General features: G+C 34.9%; 18 protein-coding genes. 6 read left to right on the top strand and 12 right to left on the bottom strand.

Features of this window, described 5'->3' with window-relative positions:
* The first annotated feature begins 483 nt into the window (after positions 1-483).
* From N2201_04525 to N2201_04515, 3 genes are all read left to right on the top strand, one after another.
* Complete coding sequence (locus N2201_04525; GenBank protein MCX7785476.1) at positions 484-1104, top strand: sigma-70 family RNA polymerase sigma factor; 621 nt, start codon at positions 484-486, stop codon at positions 1102-1104.
* A 101-nt stretch (positions 1105-1205) separates the two neighbouring features.
* Complete coding sequence (locus N2201_04520; protein ID MCX7785475.1) at positions 1206-1799, top strand: zf-HC2 domain-containing protein; 594 nt, start codon at positions 1206-1208, stop codon at positions 1797-1799.
* Between the two features lie 78 nt (positions 1800-1877).
* On the top strand, positions 1878-2510 hold the full coding sequence (locus N2201_04515) for a hypothetical protein (protein ID MCX7785474.1): 633 nt from the start codon (positions 1878-1880) through the stop codon (positions 2508-2510).
* Positions 2511-2660: 150 nt separating this feature from the next.
* Here N2201_04515 and secY read toward each other — a convergent pair whose 3' ends face one another.
* The 5 genes from secY to rplR are packed head-to-tail and all read right to left on the bottom strand — an operon-like array spanning position 2661 to position 5603.
* A complete protein-coding gene (secY, locus tag N2201_04510; GenBank protein ID MCX7785473.1) occupies positions 2661-3965 on the bottom strand; it encodes a preprotein translocase subunit SecY in 1305 nt (434 codons plus the stop codon).
* Positions 3966-3967: 2 nt separating this feature from the next.
* Positions 3968-4420 (bottom strand): 50S ribosomal protein L15, encoded by a 453-nt coding sequence (rplO, locus tag N2201_04505; GenBank protein ID MCX7785472.1) that lies wholly within the window; start codon positions 4418-4420, stop codon positions 3968-3970.
* Positions 4410-4592, bottom strand: coding sequence for a 50S ribosomal protein L30 (gene rpmD / locus N2201_04500; protein ID MCX7785471.1), 183 nt, complete (start codon positions 4590-4592; stop codon positions 4410-4412). The genes rplO and rpmD overlap by 11 nt, the downstream gene beginning before the upstream one ends.
* Before the next feature lie 13 nt (positions 4593-4605).
* Positions 4606-5235, bottom strand: a complete 630-nt coding sequence (gene rpsE / locus N2201_04495) for a 30S ribosomal protein S5 (GenBank protein MCX7785470.1) — start codon at positions 5233-5235, stop codon at positions 4606-4608.
* A gap of 5 nt (positions 5236-5240) precedes the next feature.
* Positions 5241-5603, bottom strand: a complete 363-nt coding sequence (gene rplR / locus N2201_04490; protein ID MCX7785469.1) for a 50S ribosomal protein L18 — start codon at positions 5601-5603, stop codon at positions 5241-5243.
* 491 nt (positions 5604-6094) lie between these two features.
* Between rplR and N2201_04485 the strand changes: the two genes are divergently transcribed.
* The 3 genes from N2201_04485 (at position 6095) to N2201_04475 (ending at position 8949) form a co-directional block, all read left to right on the top strand.
* A complete protein-coding gene (locus N2201_04485; protein ID MCX7785468.1) occupies positions 6095-6613 on the top strand; it encodes a hypothetical protein in 519 nt (172 codons plus the stop codon).
* Between the two features lie 206 nt (positions 6614-6819).
* A complete protein-coding gene (locus N2201_04480) occupies positions 6820-7344 on the top strand; it encodes a hypothetical protein (protein MCX7785467.1) in 525 nt (174 codons plus the stop codon).
* Between the two features lie 339 nt (positions 7345-7683).
* Positions 7684-8949 carry an SLC13 family permease gene (locus N2201_04475; GenBank protein MCX7785466.1) on the top strand — a complete coding sequence of 422 codons (1266 nt, stop codon included), beginning with the start codon at positions 7684-7686 and terminating at the stop codon, positions 8947-8949.
* A gap of 995 nt (positions 8950-9944) precedes the next feature.
* Here the strand turns inward: N2201_04475 and N2201_04470 are convergent.
* The 7 genes from N2201_04470 to N2201_04440 form a co-directional block, all read right to left on the bottom strand.
* Entirely contained in the window at positions 9945-10613 is a 669-nt protein-coding gene (locus N2201_04470) for a hypothetical protein (protein MCX7785465.1), read from the bottom strand.
* A 120-nt stretch (positions 10614-10733) separates the two neighbouring features.
* Complete coding sequence (locus N2201_04465; protein ID MCX7785464.1) at positions 10734-11957, bottom strand: type II secretion system F family protein; 1224 nt, start codon at positions 11955-11957, stop codon at positions 10734-10736.
* A gap of 114 nt (positions 11958-12071) precedes the next feature.
* Positions 12072-13640, bottom strand: a complete 1569-nt coding sequence (locus tag N2201_04460; protein ID MCX7785463.1) for a GspE/PulE family protein — start codon at positions 13638-13640, stop codon at positions 12072-12074.
* Positions 13641-13913: 273 nt separating this feature from the next.
* A complete protein-coding gene (locus N2201_04455) occupies positions 13914-14435 on the bottom strand; it encodes a DUF5683 domain-containing protein (protein MCX7785462.1) in 522 nt (173 codons plus the stop codon).
* Positions 14436-14531: 96 nt separating this feature from the next.
* Positions 14532-15083, bottom strand: a complete 552-nt coding sequence (locus N2201_04450) for an OmpA family protein (protein ID MCX7785461.1) — start codon at positions 15081-15083, stop codon at positions 14532-14534.
* A 64-nt stretch (positions 15084-15147) separates the two neighbouring features.
* On the bottom strand, positions 15148-17835 hold the full coding sequence (locus N2201_04445) for a valine--tRNA ligase (protein ID MCX7785460.1): 2688 nt from the start codon (positions 17833-17835) through the stop codon (positions 15148-15150).
* A gap of 737 nt (positions 17836-18572) precedes the next feature.
* Positions 18573-18803 (bottom strand): RNA 2',3'-cyclic phosphodiesterase (locus N2201_04440; GenBank protein MCX7785459.1); only part of this gene is annotated, 231 nt, incomplete at its 5' end.

The following is an 18803-nucleotide window of genomic DNA, read 5'->3' as shown; positions in this document are numbered from 1 at the left end:
TAACACTCTTCAGAGTTCTATAATAATGCAAAATTCAAGACTAAACCTGAAAAGTCCTAATTTTACGGTGAACTATATTGACTCTGAAAAAGGCACAAAAATTAGAAAATTCGTCTGCAACAGATTCTTATTTATAAACTTATTAAGAAGACAGAAAAAATATAGGTAATATGGGAGGATTGTATCTGAAATGAATCTTTACAAATAGCAAAACCGCACAGTTTATCAAATCAATTGCTTTAAGGTAAAGTTTACAAATGTTTTTGTTATCAGTTACTTGTTATAAAATGTGCTATATATGAACATTCAAAAGTGTAAAATAATCATTGTCGAATTTATCTTAATTTGCTATTATAAGATTTTGAAATTTATCAAAAGATAGAACAAATTTTAAAAGGTTGACTTAAAGGTCGGTTTAATTAAACTTTTAATTGACTTTTTAGTCTAATATTATGTGCGAAAAAAAAGATTTAATTTAAGCCAATGGATTCGGCAAAAACTTTTGCCCGTGCAGATTTTTTTCAAACACTTTCAGACCAAGAACTGGTCAAAGCGTTCAAACGAGGTGATGAAGCGAGTTTTGATGAACTGGTTCGACGCTATCAAAGTAAAATTTACTATCTGGCTTTACGAATGGTACATAACCAAGAACTTGCCTGGGATTTATCGCAAGAGACCTTTGTCCGAGCCTATCAGGCATTACCTAAATTCAAAGAACGTTCTTCTTTTTATACCTGGCTTTTCCGAATCTGCTTTAATCTTTGCCTTAGTTATCGAAAAAAACACCGGCAGGAACAGGATGTCTTATCATTAGACGATATGTCCGAAGAGAAGTTATTATTAGAACCGATTGGCGAAAAAACTGAACTGCCCCCTGAAGTATTGAAACAAAGACAAGATTTAGCAGTTGCAATTACTAATGCGGTCAATCAGCTTCCCAGCCAACAAAAAAAGATCTTTATGATGCGACAATACGAAAATTTCAGTAATGAAGAGATTGCAAAAATTTTAAAACTATCAATTGGAACTGTCAAAGCCAATTATCATCATGCCCTAAAACGATTACAAGTTTTACTTAAGGAATGGCAAGAAAAACTATTATGATGCGTACTAAAGTTAAGATTATAAATTAACGCTCCCAAAGCCGATTATTGTTATGTCTGAGGCCATTTGTAAATTTTACTTAAGGAATGGCGAAAGAAATTATGCTGTGTGAGAAGGTTCAAGCAAAACTGATTGACTATCTTAATCAGGAATTATCTCTTAAAGAAACTCAGAAAATTACTGAACATCTTAAACAATGTGCCCGATGCTCAATGGAATTACAAACACTAAAATCAATTATCGCACTTGTGCGAGAAGTCCGGATGGTTAAGCGCTATCCTTATCCAGCAGAAGACTTCTTAATCCAAGTCCGTCGCAAGATAAAAAACCTGCAACCGAAACCGAAAGCATTCTCACGCTTAATACCGGTATTTGCCTCAGTAGTGATACTTTTAGTTGTTATCATCACAACCTATATTCTGAACATTAAAAAATCAGTAACCGTATCTGAAGACCAATTATTTACTGAGTTCACACAAACCAATCTCAGTGCTACTCATCTTTATGAATTTTTAGATCCTAAAGCCCAAGAACTGATAAACGACCGGTTGATTGCTGAAGTTATAAGTGACGAGGTAAAATCTATTGACTGGGAACTGATTTATAATGCTGAGCCAACTGATTTATTTTCGCAACTTACAGATGACGAAAAGGAAAAGGTCATCAATGAACTTTTTAAAAAATATTTTAATTAAAACTATGAGGCTGGCTAATCAGAAATATTATCATCTTTTTCAAAAAGAAATGTCAGTCTCTAAACATAGGAGGAAAATATGTTAAAAATCATCGCACCGTTTGTATTTTGTTTAGGTATTGTCTTTAGCCAACCGATGATACCCGAAAATCAAACATTTTTACCATTATCTCCACCACACTCACTGATGATGGCACCAGCCTGTGAAAATTGTGAAATGTGTTTTGCGGACGAAGATGAGATTGCTATAGCGGAACTGCCTGAGAAACCTGGCGGCCCTAAATTTGCTGAGAAAAGACCAAAAGAAAAACTGGAAATGATTCAAACTTGGAAATTGACCGAAGTCTTGAATTTAACTGAAGACCAAAGTCTGCGTTTCTTTCCGAAATTAAAAGAATTAAGAAGAGCCCGAGAAGAATTTGACCAGAAACGGATGAAAATTTTAGACGAAATTGAAGACTATTTACGTGACGCTAAAAAATATGAAAAAGAACTTAAGGCAAAAATTCAAGAAATGGAATTAAGTGAAACTAAATTTCAAGAACTTGAGAAAAAATTGCGCAAAGAGATTGCTTCAATTCTTACTCCAGAACAACAGGCAAAATTTATGCTCTTTCAGATGCGATTTAATGAAGAACTCCGAGATATAATCCATCGGGCGAAGGAAATGAAAAAGGAGATGCGACCAAAACGACCCTGGCGTTTCTGGTAATTTTTTGATTACCCCAAAACCAAGACCGCAGAGCTAAAAACTGCGGTCTTTTTTTACTACAAATAGGTTAATCTTTTATATACAGTCATTAATACAAAAATCCTGTATTTGTGTTCTGTAATATTAACAAATTATGGGGAAGGTTTTATCTTATCGGCGACCTTTGACTTTGGTGCCTTTTAAGAGACCTTCGTAGTGGCGCATTAACAAATGAGATTCAATTTGTTGAATTGTATCTAAGGCAACGCCAACAATAATTAAAAGTGTTGTACCGCCAAAATAGAATGGCACTCGTAAAGAATGCATTAGATAATACGGTAAAAGTGCCATAAATGCCAAAAAGATGGCTCCAGGTAATGTTAAAAGCGAAAGACTGCGGTCAAGATATTGGGCAGTTTTTTCGCCTGGCCGAATTCCCGGAACAAAGCCACCATATCTTTGCATATTATCTGCTAAATCTCTCGGGTTAAAGACCACCGAAGTATAAAAATAAGTAAAGAAAATAATCAAACCGGCAAAGAGCAGATTATATAGCCAAGCACCTGGGGCAAGATAATTTTGAACTGTATTTAACCACGGCGCTTTAATAAATGTCGCAATTGTTGAGGGAAAGACAATGAGACTTTGCGCAAAAATGATAGGAATTACACCTGCAGTATTGATGCGTAAAGGAATATAGGTTGACTGACCACCATACATCCTTCTACCGACAATCCTTTTGGGATATTGGACTGGAATCTTACGCATCGCCTGAGTGACCAAGACAACACCGGCATAGACGCCGAAAATGATAATAATGATTAATATCAATGCTAACCAGGAAATTTCGCCAGCATGCATCATTTGGATTGTACGACCAAAATCCTGCGGCATACTGTCAAGGCAACCGATAAAGATAATAAAAGATATTCCGTTACCAATTCCCTTGTCTGTAATCTGTTCACCCAGCCACATTACAAAGATAGTACCCGCAGTCATTGTCACAATCGTCAACAATCGGAAGAAGAAACCACTCAGCGCAACGATCGGTCCGACCGCAGTCGGTGGTTGCGATTCTAAATAGACCGAAATACTGGTGGCTTGGATAATTGCTAAAAGAACAGTGGCATAGCGGGTGTACTGGTTGAGTTTTTTTCTTCCTTCTTCATCTCGATTTAACTTCTCAATGTAAGGAAAAACCGAACCCAATAATTGAAACATAATTGAGGCTGAGATATACGGCATAATTCCGAGGGCAAATATAGATGCTCGGGATAATGCGCCACCCACAAATATATCATAAAGCCCGAATACTGTTCCCCGCATTTGAGATAATAAAAGACCTAATGCTTGGCCATTAATTCCAGGAATTGGGATATGGGTGCCTAAACGATAAACAACAACTAATGCTAAGGTTATGAGAATTTTCTTCCTTAAATCAGGAATCTTAAAGATATTAGGAACGTTTTGAAGCATTTTTATCTTTTAGGAATAGCGGTTATCAGTTCAAATTTACCACCAACTGCCTGAAGTTTTTTTAGGGCCGATTCAGAAATCGCATGGGCTTGAATTGTTATTGGAATACTAATTTCGCCTTTACCCAGAATTTTAATGGGTAGGTCTTTTTTTACTAACCCGGCAGTTTTTAATGTTTCTGGTGAAATAATTCCTGATAAATTCTTTCTTGTAATATCAGCAAAATTTACAACTGCAAATTCTTGTTTAAATGGGCTCTTAAATCCGCGTTTCGGAATCTTACGATAAAGGGGCATCTGTCCGCCTTCAAACCGCGCATCATACTCTTTGCCCTTTCTTTGACCTGAACCCTTATGTCCCCGTGTTGAGGTTTTACCGTGACCAGAACTTGGTCCACAACCGACTCTCTTGGGACGTTTCTTGGCGCCTTGGGGAGGATGTAATTCAATCAACATATTCTACCTTTACTAAATGTTTAATTTTTTCAATCATTCCTCGAATCACTGGAGTGTCATTATGAATTCTGGAACTATTTAACCTTTTCAAACCTAATGCTAAAGCATTCTTCTTATGCACTGGTTTAGTGTCAATTAAACTCTTAATTAATGTAACCTTCAGTTTTTTCATTTAATTTAATTTTTCAGTTATCAGTTGAAAGACTGTCTGACATCGTCCCTGCTATTTCTGACGATATGTCCGCAGTAGGAGTATCTTTCTTTTTAGTTTTTTGGGCTATCGCTTCTAATGGCTTATTACGAACACGAGCAATGTCTTCCGGAGTTCGGAGTTTCATTAATGCCCGTAAAGTTGCCATCGCCAGATTATAAGGAGTATTGGAACCGAGTGATTTTGTATAGATGTCTTTAATGCCTAAGGCTTCAACAACGGCCCGGACTTGAGGACAGGCAATCAAACCAGTTCCTTCAGGTGCTGGCTTTAATAATACTTTACTGGCTCGATACTTACCTTCAACTTGATGAGAAATTGTGTTTCCGACTACTGCGATGGAAATCATATTCTTTTTTGCTCGCGTTGCCGCTTTGCGAACCGCTAGCGCTACTTCAGCTGATTTACCATGTCCAATGCCAACTTTACCTTTGCCATCACCGGCAACAACCCCTGCCGCAATACGCATTCGCTTACCGCCTTTAACAACTTTAGCAATGCGTTTAATGAAAATCACTCGTTCAATAAACTCCGGAGTAATTTCCGGCTCGTCGGTATCGACAATAATTTTTGAATTCCGATCGGTTTCTGGAGTATTAATCATAGATTTTAAAATTTCAAGCCTCCTTTGCGGGCACCTTCAGCCAATGCTTTCACCCGACCGTGATATCGATAACCGCCACGGTCAAAAACGATTTCATTAATACCAAGGGCTTTGGCTTTCTGTGCTAAAAGCAAACCAACTTTTTCCGCAATCGAAGATTTCTGTTTGTTTTCCAGTTTTTCTGACATCTCTTTGAATTCTTTACTAATCGAAGACACGGTAGTCATTACTCTATTAGAAACATCATTCACTAAAATAGCATAAATATGCTTATTGCTTCGTTTCACACAAAGCCGAGGCCTATTTTCTGTGCCTACAATTTTTTTTCGAATTCGATAGTGTCTTCTTTTTAATCTATCTTTAATCATATTAAAATAGCATTATACTTAAAATTAGAATTTTGTCAATCTTTTTTATCATAGAGGATACACCTTTATTTTTAACCTATCAAGTCTAAATTTACACAAAATATTATTACCCTACTTATGGAAAGGGTTTAAAAAAGTGTTACGGAACTAAATTAAAAAACAGCAAAACAAGTGCAATGTTCAGTGTATTAAGTAGCAAAACTCGACTTTTTCCGGACCCTATGGAAGTAACGACTGAATAAATCAATCTTTGTTAATGAATCCACAGAACCGCTGAACATTCTCGGTCTTTTCCAATTTCAGAGGCACTATTTTAGCTTCTCTATAGAAGTAACTAAAAAAACATAACGACAACTAATTAATCAAATTAAATACAATTAAAAATTTATGTAATTCGTTTTTCCTATCTTTTCTTTCTTGGTATAAGAATTATTTAATGTCTTAAAGTTAATACTTGACACTTCACAATTATTATGATAAATTAACTTAATATGGTATATACGCTAATTACATCACTATTATTATTTAACTCCTTAGACTGTGGTGTTCAATATGGGTTTAATCTTCCCATCAGCAACATTGGTCGATATTATTCTCTCACAACTTCGCCAACTGTATTCTGTAGATATAATAAATTTCAAATTGACTATGTTTTTACTAAATATATTGGGAAAAGTCGTAATGGTGATTACCTTTATATCCATACAGTCAGTGGACTCTACCAAGTACCGATTTTCCCAAAAGCACAAAGAAGTTTTAATTTAGTATTTGGTGGCACATACAATCAAATCTTACATCACTTTGAACAAGGTAAAGAAAAAAATTATGTCTGGGGAATTAAATCAGGAATCGATTATCAAAAAGTTGTGAGTCGTTTTTATTTTAATTCTCATCTTTACTTAAACCAAATTATTCATCCCCGAACTTATCAATCCCTGAAAATATACCACACTGATTACTTTATTTCATTAATGATTGGCATCGGTGTTAATCTTTTGGCAAAACCATGAAGTCCTTAAATAGCATATAGATTTTTATCATTATTTATACAGATGCGTCATAACCGATGAAGACATATATTGGCTATGAATAAGGGCTTATGAGGAATTTGGTATCTTTCTTTATTTATTTTACTTTATCAAGTATTTTGATTCTATGGATAACCTGTAATAATTCCGATTGGGTCCTATATCGCGCCGGACAAGATTATTTTCCAATGAAACCTAATTATTATTGGAAATATACTAAAGGTAATATTGTTGAATTAGTTGAAATAAAAGGCGAAACTATTGCCTATGGTAATTCAGTTTGGCATCTCTTGAGAAATGGAGAGAGTGAATATTGGACGAAAAATGGTAGTGAAGTAAAAAGACTGATTATAAGAAAAGTCAATTATGGTGGTGTTGACTATATTTTACAACAGAGTTGGTTGTTAGAATATAAACTACCTTTTGTTTTGGGTAATTCTTGGAGTGATGTATTTGCTGATACGGTTATAATTTTAGGCGATACCTTTAGAATAAGACAAACAATATCCCGAAAAGTCTGGGAAATTTCCGATGTCACCGTTCCCGCAGGAACTTTTGGGCAAGTTTATAAAATTGAGTTTCATTCAACTTTTACTCTTAACAATTATCAAGAGCATTATTTTGGTTACGAATGGTTTGCTCCGGGTGTAGGATTGATTAAACGGGTTTACGCTGATACCACTTCTTCTTTAATTGAATACCGAAGCGAATAATATTGGGAGGTAAAAACATCTTTCCTGTCTTTTTTTCTTTGCTAAATCCATCTGTCAAAAAAAATATCTTAGTAACCTCTGAAAAAGAGTCCCTAAAAATACCGAAACTTTCAATAATTTCTTTACTTTCCCCATTAAAATTGACTTTCGCAGAAATTTCTATCTTACTTCAACTTAAAAATGCCTTCAGTCAAGTCATCATATTCATTTTGTTCAGGCCTAAAAATAGTCATAAAACCTCAATCACCACCTTTCTTATTGGATGTTCTTAGTGGTACACAGATTGATATGTATGACAATCTTAGGTTGTAAAACTTCGGTCATCACATTTTTTATCTAATGTCTCAAATTCTTAGTGCTATCATTTTTATTGCTGTCTATGCTATTTTGATTGTAACCCATCGTTTCCGAATATTAGCAACTTGGATAGGAGTTATCTTACTGGTCATTGGAGGCATTCTCAGTCCTTTAAGAATATTTCAGCATATCAACTGGAATATTTTAGGCGTTCTTTGGGGCACAAGCGTTGTTGCTGAATTATTCATTCATTCAAAAATCCCGGCTTATCTTGCTGAGCGATTAATTGATGTGTCTAAAAATTTAATCTGGGCGATTATTTTACTGTCGGCATTTACGGGTTTGCTGTCCGCGTTTGTCGAAAATGTCTCCACAACATTAATTATGGCACCAATTGCATTTGAAATTGCGCAAAAACTAAAAGTCTCACCGGTCCCTTTTGTATTAGGAATATGTCTTTCGGCAAATTTACAAGGAACCGCAACCTTAGTTGGCGACCCACCAAGCATGATTTTATCTGCCAATACTGGTATGACTTTCAACGATTTCTTCTTTTTTCAGGGAAAACCGTCACTTTTTTTTGCGGTTCAGATAGGAGTAATCGCTTCGCTAATTGTATTATACCTTATCTTTCGGAAACACAATCAGCCAATAAGTCAAGTTGAACCAGAAAAGATTATTAGCAGAGTTCCTGGCATTATTTTGGGATTACTGATTTTTTCATTAATAATGGCATCGTTTCTAAAAAATAAATTTGGCAATATTAGCGGTTTAATATGTATCAGTTATGCGATTTTGGCGATTATCTATAGTATGATTTCAAAAAAGATTAAAACCTATTCAGTATTAAAAGACGCGGATTGGGGAACCTTGGCATTTCTTGCCGGTATCTTTTGTTTAGTTGGAGCATTAAAAGATACGGGCATTATTGACTTAATCGCAAATTGGGTTGGTAATTTAACTTCGGGTAATCTTATTTTAACTTATGTTGTATTGGTTTTATTCTCAGTCTTTGTTTCTGGTTTTGTTGACAATATACCATATTTTGCCGCAATAGTCGGCATCATTTTCCCGTTAACTCGAACTTACGGTTATCCCTTATATTTATTACTATTTGGAACAATTTTAGGCACAACTGTTGGCGGAAATATCACACCTATTGGCGCGTCGGCGAATATTGTTGGTGTCGGATTACTAAGAAAAAAAGGCTATAAAATCAACTTTTTAGATTTTGTCAAAGTCGGACTACCCTTTACGCTTGCTGCGGTTATAACCTCCTGTTTGTTCATTTACCTGTTTTGGCACTAAACTATAACCTATATGCAATTTTATCAAGTCCTAATCATTTATCTGGTATCCTAATGTTATATTAACATAATACTGAAAAAGTCTATAAATATCCCAAATGTTAATCTAACTCCGTTAATAAATATCTTCACTATAATTAATAAATATAATATTTCCCACCAAACCCTCGGACGAATAGTTTTAGTAACAACTTGTTATTTACGGAACTGCATATCTTAAAAACCATCTCCTCTACTTTATATTTTCACTGAATGCAATAAAGAGTTTAGAATATTTTATTAGATAACTAAGCCTAACTGATAGGCGACTTTATATGCCGTTTACCGGATAAGATTGCACTATCAAGAGACTAAGATTAAGTTAGCATCGGGTTAGCCCCACCCTAGCCCTAATGCTTTTCTTGTTTTGAATCCTAAGTCCGTAAAAATTCTGTCTAAAACTATAAAGATTTCCGATGAAACTATTAAAACTCAAAACTTAAAAGAGTTGACGGTCTATATAGGCAGTCAAGTTAAATTCTCTTAAACTCTTTGATTAGGTTTAGTTTGTTAGTAAAAACACTAAAATCACGGAAATATTTATATTAAGATTTTCTTTAGAGGATAATAGCGGTTTGTATATTTATGGAGTCCTTTAGGAAGTAGCTAAAATCACTGAATATTCCTAATAATATTTTTGTTTGGTCTTTTGAATTCCAGCAACACTTTTTAGAACTCTTGACTCTTCATCGCAAATGACAAAATGTCTTTCCATTACCGTAAAAATGTGTGTCTTTCCATTTAGGATGGAAAACCAAAAGAGTTATTAACTTTAACTCAATGTTTCTTATAGTATGAGGTCAAATATCCGAATGGTAAAACAAATTGAATACTAATGAGTTAAGATATTTACAGCGATTATAGAAACAATGACCAAGGCAAAAGTATCTTATGGAATGATATATCCTTTTTATAGCACATTTCAATATTGATTGTATAAAGACTAATGTTTGAGATTTATTTCTTATAGATACGGCAAAATTTAGGAATGAGCATCGGAATTTTTTGTTTATACTCATCATATTCAGTCTTATAAAGTTTACTTAGTAGAATCTCTTCACTCTTGATTTGATTATAAATAATTGGTAATCCAATGATAATTGTTAAAACTAATCCTAAATAGGTTGAAAAAATTAAAGAAATTGCAATGATTTGAGTAAGTGTTGCTAAATACCGCGGATGACGACAAATTTGAAAAACTCGCTTCCTTATCAATTTTTGAATAGGAGTTCTGATTAAAATTAGAAGTGTCCAGTATCGCAAGAGCACACCAACCATAAATAAGATAAGCCCTAAAATATTAATGTATGGATATAAGATATTAAGTTGAGTCCAATTAAGCGATGAATAGTCCGCAATAGAATATATTGTTGTGCTATAAAAGAACAACGAAAATATAGTTCTGTCTTTAGAACTAATTTCTACAATTCCGGATTGGAAGAAAGGTGAGCCAAAATAATATTCTACTGCCATCCAAAGAACTAAAACAATAAAGAAAACAATTGGAATTTGAGATTTTGTTGGCACCAAAGAGTTAAAAAAGTTTCGTGAAAAGTTTATAAAATACCAACTGACAAATACTGTCCAGAGAAATCTACCGAGTTGAAATGTTTTTATAAGATTCATATTGTTAATTGTAGGTTTAATAAATTGCTGTGACATTTATTGAAGTCAAATTAATATAAAAAATTTTAAGTAGTCTATGTAATCTATATCGTCTGGATAGCACTAAACGATATATTCTTCTTATTGGATACTGGCAAGGATTTGCATATATGGTAATATGACCGCTAATATCACAAATATTGCGCCAACCCCTAATACCATAATCAGAATTGGTTCAATCATACTTGTGAGATTTTTGACGATGTATTCCAATTCGGTGTCATAATGTTCAGAAACTTGCCTCAACATATCATCTAAGGCTCCGGATTCTTCACCAGTCGCGACCATTTGCACAACCATTGGTGGGAATATTTTTGCTTCTCGCATCGGAGCCGCTAATCCTTTTCCGCGGCGAACACTTTCAGCAATTGCTTCTATTTTGGTAGCAAAATAAGCGTTTCCTACTGTTTTGCTTACTAAATTCAAAGTGCGCAGAATTGGTAAGCCAGTGCGGTCTAATGTTTCAAACATTCGCGCAAAACGACTCAATGTAATCCGATAAGAAATTCCACCCATTATAGGTAAACTTAATTTTACTCTATCCCACCACAATCTGCCACCTTTTGTTCTAATAAATAAGTAGAATAAAACAATTAATAGCCCAATACCTAAAAACCCGTATACCCAATAACTTTGGAGTATGTTTACAATTGCAATTAATAATCTGGTTGGCAGAGGCATTTTGCCTTTTAGGGTTGTCAAAATACCGAGCAATTTCGGTAAGACAAAAGTTGCTAAGACAATGATTGCGATGAAAAAAACAACCATCACAAATATGGGATAACGCAGGGCAGAAAGAATATCAGACCTTAATCTCCTTTCATGCTCTAATAAATCGGCAATCCGCGACAATATCTCATCTAAGACCCCCCCGGTTTCACCCGCCCACACCGAATTGACATAAAGTTCATTAAAAATATGAGGATATCGAGATAATGCTGTCGATAAAGTTACTCCTCCCATCAAATCCCGAGAAATTCCGTCTAAAGCCCGAGCCATTTCTTTATTTCTTGTCTGGGCTTTTAACGCATTAATCGCAGTCAACATCGGTAAACCCGCTTTATGAAGTGTAACAAACTGTCGAGTAAAAGTAATTAAGTCAACTAATTTTACTCTTGGTCTCAAAAAAGGGATTGTTATCTCTTTTCCTGTCAGGGGCTTTTTTAATTTGTCTTCTGTAACCGAGATTGGAATATAACCTAAGGCATCAAGTCGCTCTAAAACACCGGCTAAATCAACACCCTCTAATGTTCCGGATAAAATTACACCATCTTTGTTTCTAACTTTATATCTAAATAAAGGCATAGCGTTTAAGAATCATTGCATTTTAGCCCTAAAGAGATAGAGTCCAATTTTTGTTTTCTCCATATCTTTAGTGGCAAGTAACAAATTTAGTTGTATTTTCAAGACATTTATCCATTAGATTTTCTCGGCTTCTTTCATTAATTCATCAAGCGTCGTAATACCAGCAAGCACTTTCTGTAAACCATCTTCCCAAAGAGTATGCATACCTTCTTGACGAGCAAGTTGTCGTAAGGCACTGGTGGTTGGCCGTGTAATGATTAAATCACGAATCCTATCAGTATTTTTTAGGATTTCAAAGATACCAATTCTTCCGGAATATCCGGTATTTCGACACCGGTCGCAGCCCCGGCCTTTAAAAAACTGGATGTCGCTACTTAGTCCGAGTTCACTAAGCAGTTTTGCTGGTGGATGATATGGTTCTTTGCATCTCTGGCAAATCCTTCTCACTAAACGTTGCGCCACAGCACCTTCTACTGCTGATGCAACTAAAAATGGTTCAACCCCCATGTCAATTAGACGCGTAATAGTGCCTGGTGCATCGTTTGCGTGCAGACTGGTAAAAACGAGTTGTCCGGTAAGCGCCGCCCGAATAGCAACACCCGCAGTTTCTCCATCTCGAACCTCGCCAATCATTATAACATCTGGGTCTTGCCTTAAGATATGTCGTAAACCAACTAAATAAGTGTAACCGGCTCGTAAATTAACTTGTGATTGTGAGATATTGTCAATATCATACTCAACTGGGTCTTCAATCGTGATAATATTTTTTTCTGTGCCTCTAATTTCATTTAAAATAGCATATAAAGTTGTAGTCTTTCCGCTACCTGTAGGTCCAGAGACAATTATTACGCCATGGGGTTTGGCAATCATTGACTTGATCTTTTCAAAATCTTGTTTTGAAAATCCTAAATCACTTAGCGAGAGCAGACGCACACGGTCCAATATTCTCATAACCACAGTTTCACCATAGGTTGTAGGAAAAGTTGAGACACGGAAATCAATTTCTCGACCATCAATTATCGCGCCATAACGACCATCTTGTGGAACTCGTTTTTCCGCAATATTCATCCGCGACATTATTTTTATACGCGAAATTACCCCTAGTTCCAATTTTTTCGGTGGCGATGTCACTGGATGTAGCACGCCATCAATTCTAAACCGAACTGAAATGCCGTTTCGCGATGGTTCAATATGGATGTCCGAGGCCCGTTCTCGGACTGCCCTAATTAACAGTTGATTGACCCATCGCACGACCGGCGCTTCTGAAGCCATTTCTTCCAATTTGCGAGGCGAAGCATCCAATTCCGCTATTCCAACTTCTTCATCCGGTTCCAAAGTTGTCACTTCTTCTGGTTCCGGTAAAACTTCTTCCGAAGTAGTTGCTACTTGCGTGCTATAGAATTGATTTATCACTTGTAATAAATCACTTTCTTTACAAACCATTGGTTCAATTTCTAATCCAGTTTGTCTTCTCAATTCGTCAATCGTAACAATATCATGTGGGTCAACCATTGCAACTGCTAAAACATTCCCTGAACGGAAAAGCGGACATACTTTAGAATTTCGTAAAAACTGCTCAGGAAAACTACCTAACAACTCCGGGTCTAACTTAAACTGCAATAAATCAATATAAGGAACGCCGTATTGCCGTTCTAACGACAATTCTAAATCTTCATCTGGCATATTATCTTCTAACCCGATTTCTTGCTATTGAACCACTATTATATGTCCTGTGGTTCAATGTAGTATTTATTATAAAATATAGCACATTTTGTTTTATATATATTATAAAATTATTTTAGCATTTTGTCAATAATAAGTAAATTATGCCTCATACGAGGATACACCTTTATTTTTAAAATATAAAGTTTAAATTTACCCAAAATATTATCCATCGCTTTGCAATGTCCAACCACCCTATTAATTTACTTATTAATCAAAGTACGCCCTTTGTATCTATTTAGATTGGATTAGAGTTTTCTTTTCATAGACATATCTATTTGATAGATGCAGTAAGTGCTGTCGACTACATATTATTTTGCTACCGTCGCTGGGAATGGCAGATTTCAAAACGGATTCATAAATTTGATGCTTTACTGTTAATTTTTGTTGTTCTTTGAATTTAAACATATTAGCTGAGACATAAGCATCCGCAAGAGAAAAAATTTTTACTAATGCTAACCACCAAAGTAAATTTGTTGCGCGGTTTCGAAACTCGGCATTATTGGTATTTTTATAATCTAAATGATTTTTTATTGCATAAGATACAAGTGCGCCTTCAACCCCAGCGACAAAAACACCCTTGAGATAATTCTGGGTATAAAATTGACCACCCCCCGGAAATATTGCGGATAAAAACATTGCCTTACTGCTTGATTTATAATAAATTTGCTGCCGATGTTTTGTCGGCTGTGTCTCTTTTTTAAGTGTATCTTGGGGCAAATGAGCAAATAACCCACAACAAATTATTGAGTTCAACAACAATAATATCTTGTTTCTTACACACAATGTATTTTGCATTTTTACTTATTTCTGAATTTACTTATGTTACTAAACTTAAATATGTTATTAAACTTAAAAAGGATTGACAATTATTTCTATTCGACGATTTTGGACTCGACCGGTTTCTAAATTATCATCAGCAATAGGACGAATATTACCATAACCAATACAGACCAATCGCTCTTTGGCTATCCCCCAAGATTCTAAGCAATTAAGCACTGCCAATGCTTTAGCAAAAGACAATTCTCGAACCGAGTTATATTTTGATTGTAATTCAGGTGGTATCGCGGTATTATCACAATGACCCGCAATAATAATTTCTCCTTCCAACTCTTGAAGCCTAGGGACAATTTCTTTAAGCATTACTTGAGCCGGTTGCGTCAAAGAAAAACTGGCAGGACCAGCAAACAATTCATCCCAGAGATAAGTCTGTTTAAATATCGGTTCTTTCGTTGTAGATAATCTTGCTAATTTACCTTCCAGTTCTTTAATCTGTGACTGCCATAACAAATTTTCCTGCTTAATCTTTATAAGTTCGTTGTGTAAAGGATTATATCGTAAATTATAAAATAAAATAAATACTATAAGTATCAAGAGAGAAAAAATCCAACCAATGAATCTCATAATTTATTTCCGATTGTAGATTTTCTTCCTCACAATATTTTATGGAGAAGTTTATCTCAATTTTTTATACCAATGATGCGATTGCGGCTCTTAGTCTTTTAATTTTATCTTCATACTTTAGTTTTCGTTCCCGTTCTCGTTCCACCACTAATGGTTTAGCTTTAGTTAAGAAATCATCGTTAGTGAGTAGACTATTAATTTTATCAAGTTCTCTTTGCACGGTTTGTAATTCATTCTCTAAACGTTTTCTTTCCTTTTCAAAATTAATCAAGCCGGTTAAAGGAATATAAACTTCTAAATCTTTCATAATAATTACCGAGGATTGGGCGGGTCTGTCTTCAGAAGGTTCAATCTTCGATACCCTACCAAGTTCTTTGATTATTTTACTTGGAATTTCAGAAAGCAAATACTCTCTAAGTGCCTTATCACTGGTATTTATTAAACAAATAACTTTTTTATCATTTGCAATATTCATTTCTGCACGGATGTTGCGAATTCCCTTAATTAAATCTTGAAGCGCATCAAAAAATCGAATAGCATCAGATTGTTTCGCAAGTGTTTGTTTTGTGGTGTCATCAATCTCTGGCCATGCGGCATCTAATATGCTTGAGCCTGGTTGGAAATTAAACCGATGCCACAACTCTTCAGTTAAGAAGGGCATAAACGGGTGGAGTAAAATAAGAATTTCTTGAAAAAGTTTACGGAGGACAGCCAAGATTATTGTTTCCTTATCTTTAAGACGAATTTTACAAGTCTCCAGATACCAATCACAAAAATCGTCCCAAAAAAATGTATAGAGCGCACTCGCAGCTTGGGCATAAGCGTAGCGTTCTAAAGCACTCGTTACGGTCTCTACGGTCTTAATGTATTTCGTAAAAATCCAGATATCTATTGGATTTTGAATTACTGACCAAAGCGAAGTTAACGAATAACTTTCATCTAAATTTTTAACCGCTTCGCTAATTTCTAAGTACATACTTATTAATCTGCCTGCATTCCAAATCTTGTTGGCAAAATTTCTTCCTAATTCCACTTTTTTCTCCCAGAACCGATAACTCTGACTTTCGGTTTCTAAATACGCCAAGGTAAATCGTAAAGCACAAGCACCGTATTTATCAATCAATAACAGCGGGTCAACACCAATACCTTTAGAACGACTCATTCGCTCTCCGGTTTCAGCTAGCACTGTGGAATGAATATATACATCTCGGAATGGAATATCCTTGATAAATTCTAATCCTGACATAATCATCCGCGCGACCCATAAGAAGATAATGTCCGGATCGGTTGATAGCAGATTAGTAGGATAGAATTGTCTCAAATCTTCCGTATCGTCAGGCCAGCCTAAAGTTGAAAAAGGCCAAAGGGCAGAAGAGAACCAGGTGTCTAAAATATCTTCATCTTGTCTAATATTTTTACTATGACATCTATCACATTCTTTAGGGTCTTCGCGCGTAACCATTAAGTTATTACAGTCATCACAATAAAAAGCCGGAATCCGATGTCCCCACCAAAGTTGGCGAGAAATACACCAATCCCGAATATTATACATCCAATCTAAATAGACTTTAGTCCAACGTTCAGGATAAAATCTTATTGATTGGTCTTCTACTTTTTTTATCGCTGGTTCAGCCAAAGGTTTTGTTTTCAAAAACCATTGTAAAGACACTAACGGTTCAATAAGTGTTTCACAACGAACGCATGTGCCGACACGATGAGTATAATCTTCAACTTTTTCTAAATATCCTTGCGCAGATAAGTCTGCGACAATTAATTCTCTTGCTTTTTCTCGACTTAATCCTTGATATTTTAAGGGTGCTTTATCAGTTATTTTGGCATCCTCATCGATAATCTTCACAAATTCTAACTTATGTCTATTACCAATTTCAAAATCGACTGGGTCATGCGCCGGTGTAACTTTTACCGCACCGGTTCCGAATTCTACATCAACAGTGGTTTCACCAATAATGGGAATAATTCTATTGGCTAAAGGTAAAAGGACCTCTTTCCCAATTAAAGATTTATACCTTTCGTCATTAGGATTAACTGCAACTGCGGTGTCACCAAGCATCGTTTCCGGTCGAGTAGTTGCGACAACAATATAATCTTTCGCTATTGGCTCTTTATTGTCTGGCTTTAAGGGATATTTGATATACCAAAGTTTAGTTGCCGTTTCTTTATACTTCACCTCTAAATCCGAAATCGAAGTATGACACCGTGGACACCAATTAATAATATAATATGCTTTATAAATTAGACCCTTTTCATAATACTGAACAAAGGCTTCTCGCACTGCACGGGACAATTTCGCATCCATGGTAAATCTTGTACGCGTCCAATCGCAAGCAGCACCTAAGGATTTTAATTGTTCTAATATAATATTGGCATGTTTTTCCTTCCATTCCCAAGCCAGTTTCAAAAATTCTTCTCGTCCAATATCAAATCGGGTTTTACCTTGTTTAGCTAACAATTTTTCAATTTGATTATGAGTAGCGATACTGGCGTGGTCAACTCCAGGTAACCATAATGTTTCATAACCTTGTAATTTTTTGAAACGAATAATAATATCTTGAAGCGTGCTATTTAAGGCGTGCCCCATATGTAAAACACCCGTAATATTAGGTGGCGGAATTACTATACAGAATCTCGGTTTTTGACTTTTTAAATTCGGAGTAAAATATCCCTGACTTTCCCAGAATTTATACCAATATTTTTCAATCTGTTTTGGTTCATATCTTTTCGGAAAATCCATAGGTTTTATTATATGAGAATTTATGTCTATGTCAACCTACAGGATAGTGTATGCAGTTTTTAACAAATATACCCAACATTGGGAAGTAAAACCTTTGTGGAAGAAAATAGAATTTACACAAAATTATTAATACTACCAGTTAGATAAATCTAAAAAGTGACATAGCATATACAGAAAGAAAAATCAGTAAATTTATCCAAAATAGATTTTTATTTATCTATTTTAATAACTATTATACGCGAAGACCGCATCGGTCAGCAGTTTCATTCGATACTAATTTTTATTAATAATTTTAGAAATGCAATTTCGTTAGTAGCAGAAAGTTATTTTTTCAAATCTTAATATTATTTATAGAAAAATTTAAAGCAAAGTCTTGACTACACTTTTATTCATAAATTCACAAAACATCTGAATATTAAAGGATGCTATAGGGAAGCAATTGTCATTAAAGATACGAAAAGAAACCACAAATGACCAGAGAAAAATTAGTCTTGTATAAATCAATTATCAACATCAGAAAACTTTGATAAGAAATTTGACAACATTTTTAAGATTTATATTTGCTCTTTTTCGATTGAATAGTGTGAAACTTTTAGATTTATTTTAGAATTGCAATTATTTATTTTTATTAGTACATCTACTAATTTAACAAACTAAAAAATTAATCCTCTCATTTCATTAATTTTATATACGATTTAATTTTATTGTTCAATTAATCTATCAGTCTCTTTCAAATTTCAAACCTTAAAAGAAAATTCCTGCAGTTTTTCGTAAATTGGTCCTTCTGGCATTAAGGTGCTTTTAAATAATATTATTGAGTTAACTAAAAATACTTCACTTTTATATTGAGTTGTAAAAATTTTATTACCGTCAATTCTTTCTTTAATTCGCCCAACTGTTAGATGGGGATGAAACCGTCGTTCTTCAGGTTTGTAGCCGATTTCCGCTAATGTCGATTCAACTTTCGC

Source organism: candidate division WOR-3 bacterium, from assembly GCA_026418155.1.
Lineage (GTDB): Bacteria > Hydrothermota > Tepidihabitantia > Tepidihabitantales > CAIPLT01 > JAOABV01.
This window is presented reverse-complemented; position numbering and strand designations above follow the sequence as displayed.

What these genes read in the sequence shown, in the direction of transcription:
- N2201_04525 (MCX7785476.1), top strand. Translation starts at nt 484, where the DNA reads ATGGATTCGGCAAAAACTTTTGCCCGTGCAGATTTTTTTCAAACACTT.
- N2201_04520 (MCX7785475.1), top strand. Translation starts at nt 1,206, where the DNA reads ATGCTGTGTGAGAAGGTTCAAGCAAAACTGATTGACTATCTTAATCAG.
- N2201_04515 (MCX7785474.1), top strand. Translation starts at nt 1,878, where the DNA reads ATGTTAAAAATCATCGCACCGTTTGTATTTTGTTTAGGTATTGTCTTT.
- secY (MCX7785473.1), bottom strand. Translation starts at nt 3,965, where the DNA reads ATGCTTCAAAACGTTCCTAATATCTTTAAGATTCCTGATTTAAGGAAG.
- rplO (MCX7785472.1), bottom strand. Translation starts at nt 4,420, where the DNA reads ATGTTGATTGAATTACATCCTCCCCAAGGCGCCAAGAAACGTCCCAAG.
- rpmD (MCX7785471.1), bottom strand. Translation starts at nt 4,592, where the DNA reads ATGAAAAAACTGAAGGTTACATTAATTAAGAGTTTAATTGACACTAAA.
- rpsE (MCX7785470.1), bottom strand. Translation starts at nt 5,235, where the DNA reads ATGATTAATACTCCAGAAACCGATCGGAATTCAAAAATTATTGTCGAT.
- rplR (MCX7785469.1), bottom strand. Translation starts at nt 5,603, where the DNA reads ATGATTAAAGATAGATTAAAAAGAAGACACTATCGAATTCGAAAAAAA.
- N2201_04485 (MCX7785468.1), top strand. Translation starts at nt 6,095, where the DNA reads ATGGTATATACGCTAATTACATCACTATTATTATTTAACTCCTTAGAC.
- N2201_04480 (MCX7785467.1), top strand. Translation starts at nt 6,820, where the DNA reads ATGAAACCTAATTATTATTGGAAATATACTAAAGGTAATATTGTTGAA.
- N2201_04475 (MCX7785466.1), top strand. Translation starts at nt 7,684, where the DNA reads ATGTCTCAAATTCTTAGTGCTATCATTTTTATTGCTGTCTATGCTATT.
- N2201_04470 (MCX7785465.1), bottom strand. Translation starts at nt 10,613, where the DNA reads ATGAATCTTATAAAAACATTTCAACTCGGTAGATTTCTCTGGACAGTA.
- N2201_04465 (MCX7785464.1), bottom strand. Translation starts at nt 11,957, where the DNA reads ATGCCTTTATTTAGATATAAAGTTAGAAACAAAGATGGTGTAATTTTA.
- N2201_04460 (MCX7785463.1), bottom strand. Translation starts at nt 13,640, where the DNA reads ATGCCAGATGAAGATTTAGAATTGTCGTTAGAACGGCAATACGGCGTT.
- N2201_04450 (MCX7785461.1), bottom strand. Translation starts at nt 15,083, where the DNA reads ATGAGATTCATTGGTTGGATTTTTTCTCTCTTGATACTTATAGTATTT.
- N2201_04445 (MCX7785460.1), bottom strand. Translation starts at nt 17,835, where the DNA reads ATGGATTTTCCGAAAAGATATGAACCAAAACAGATTGAAAAATATTGG.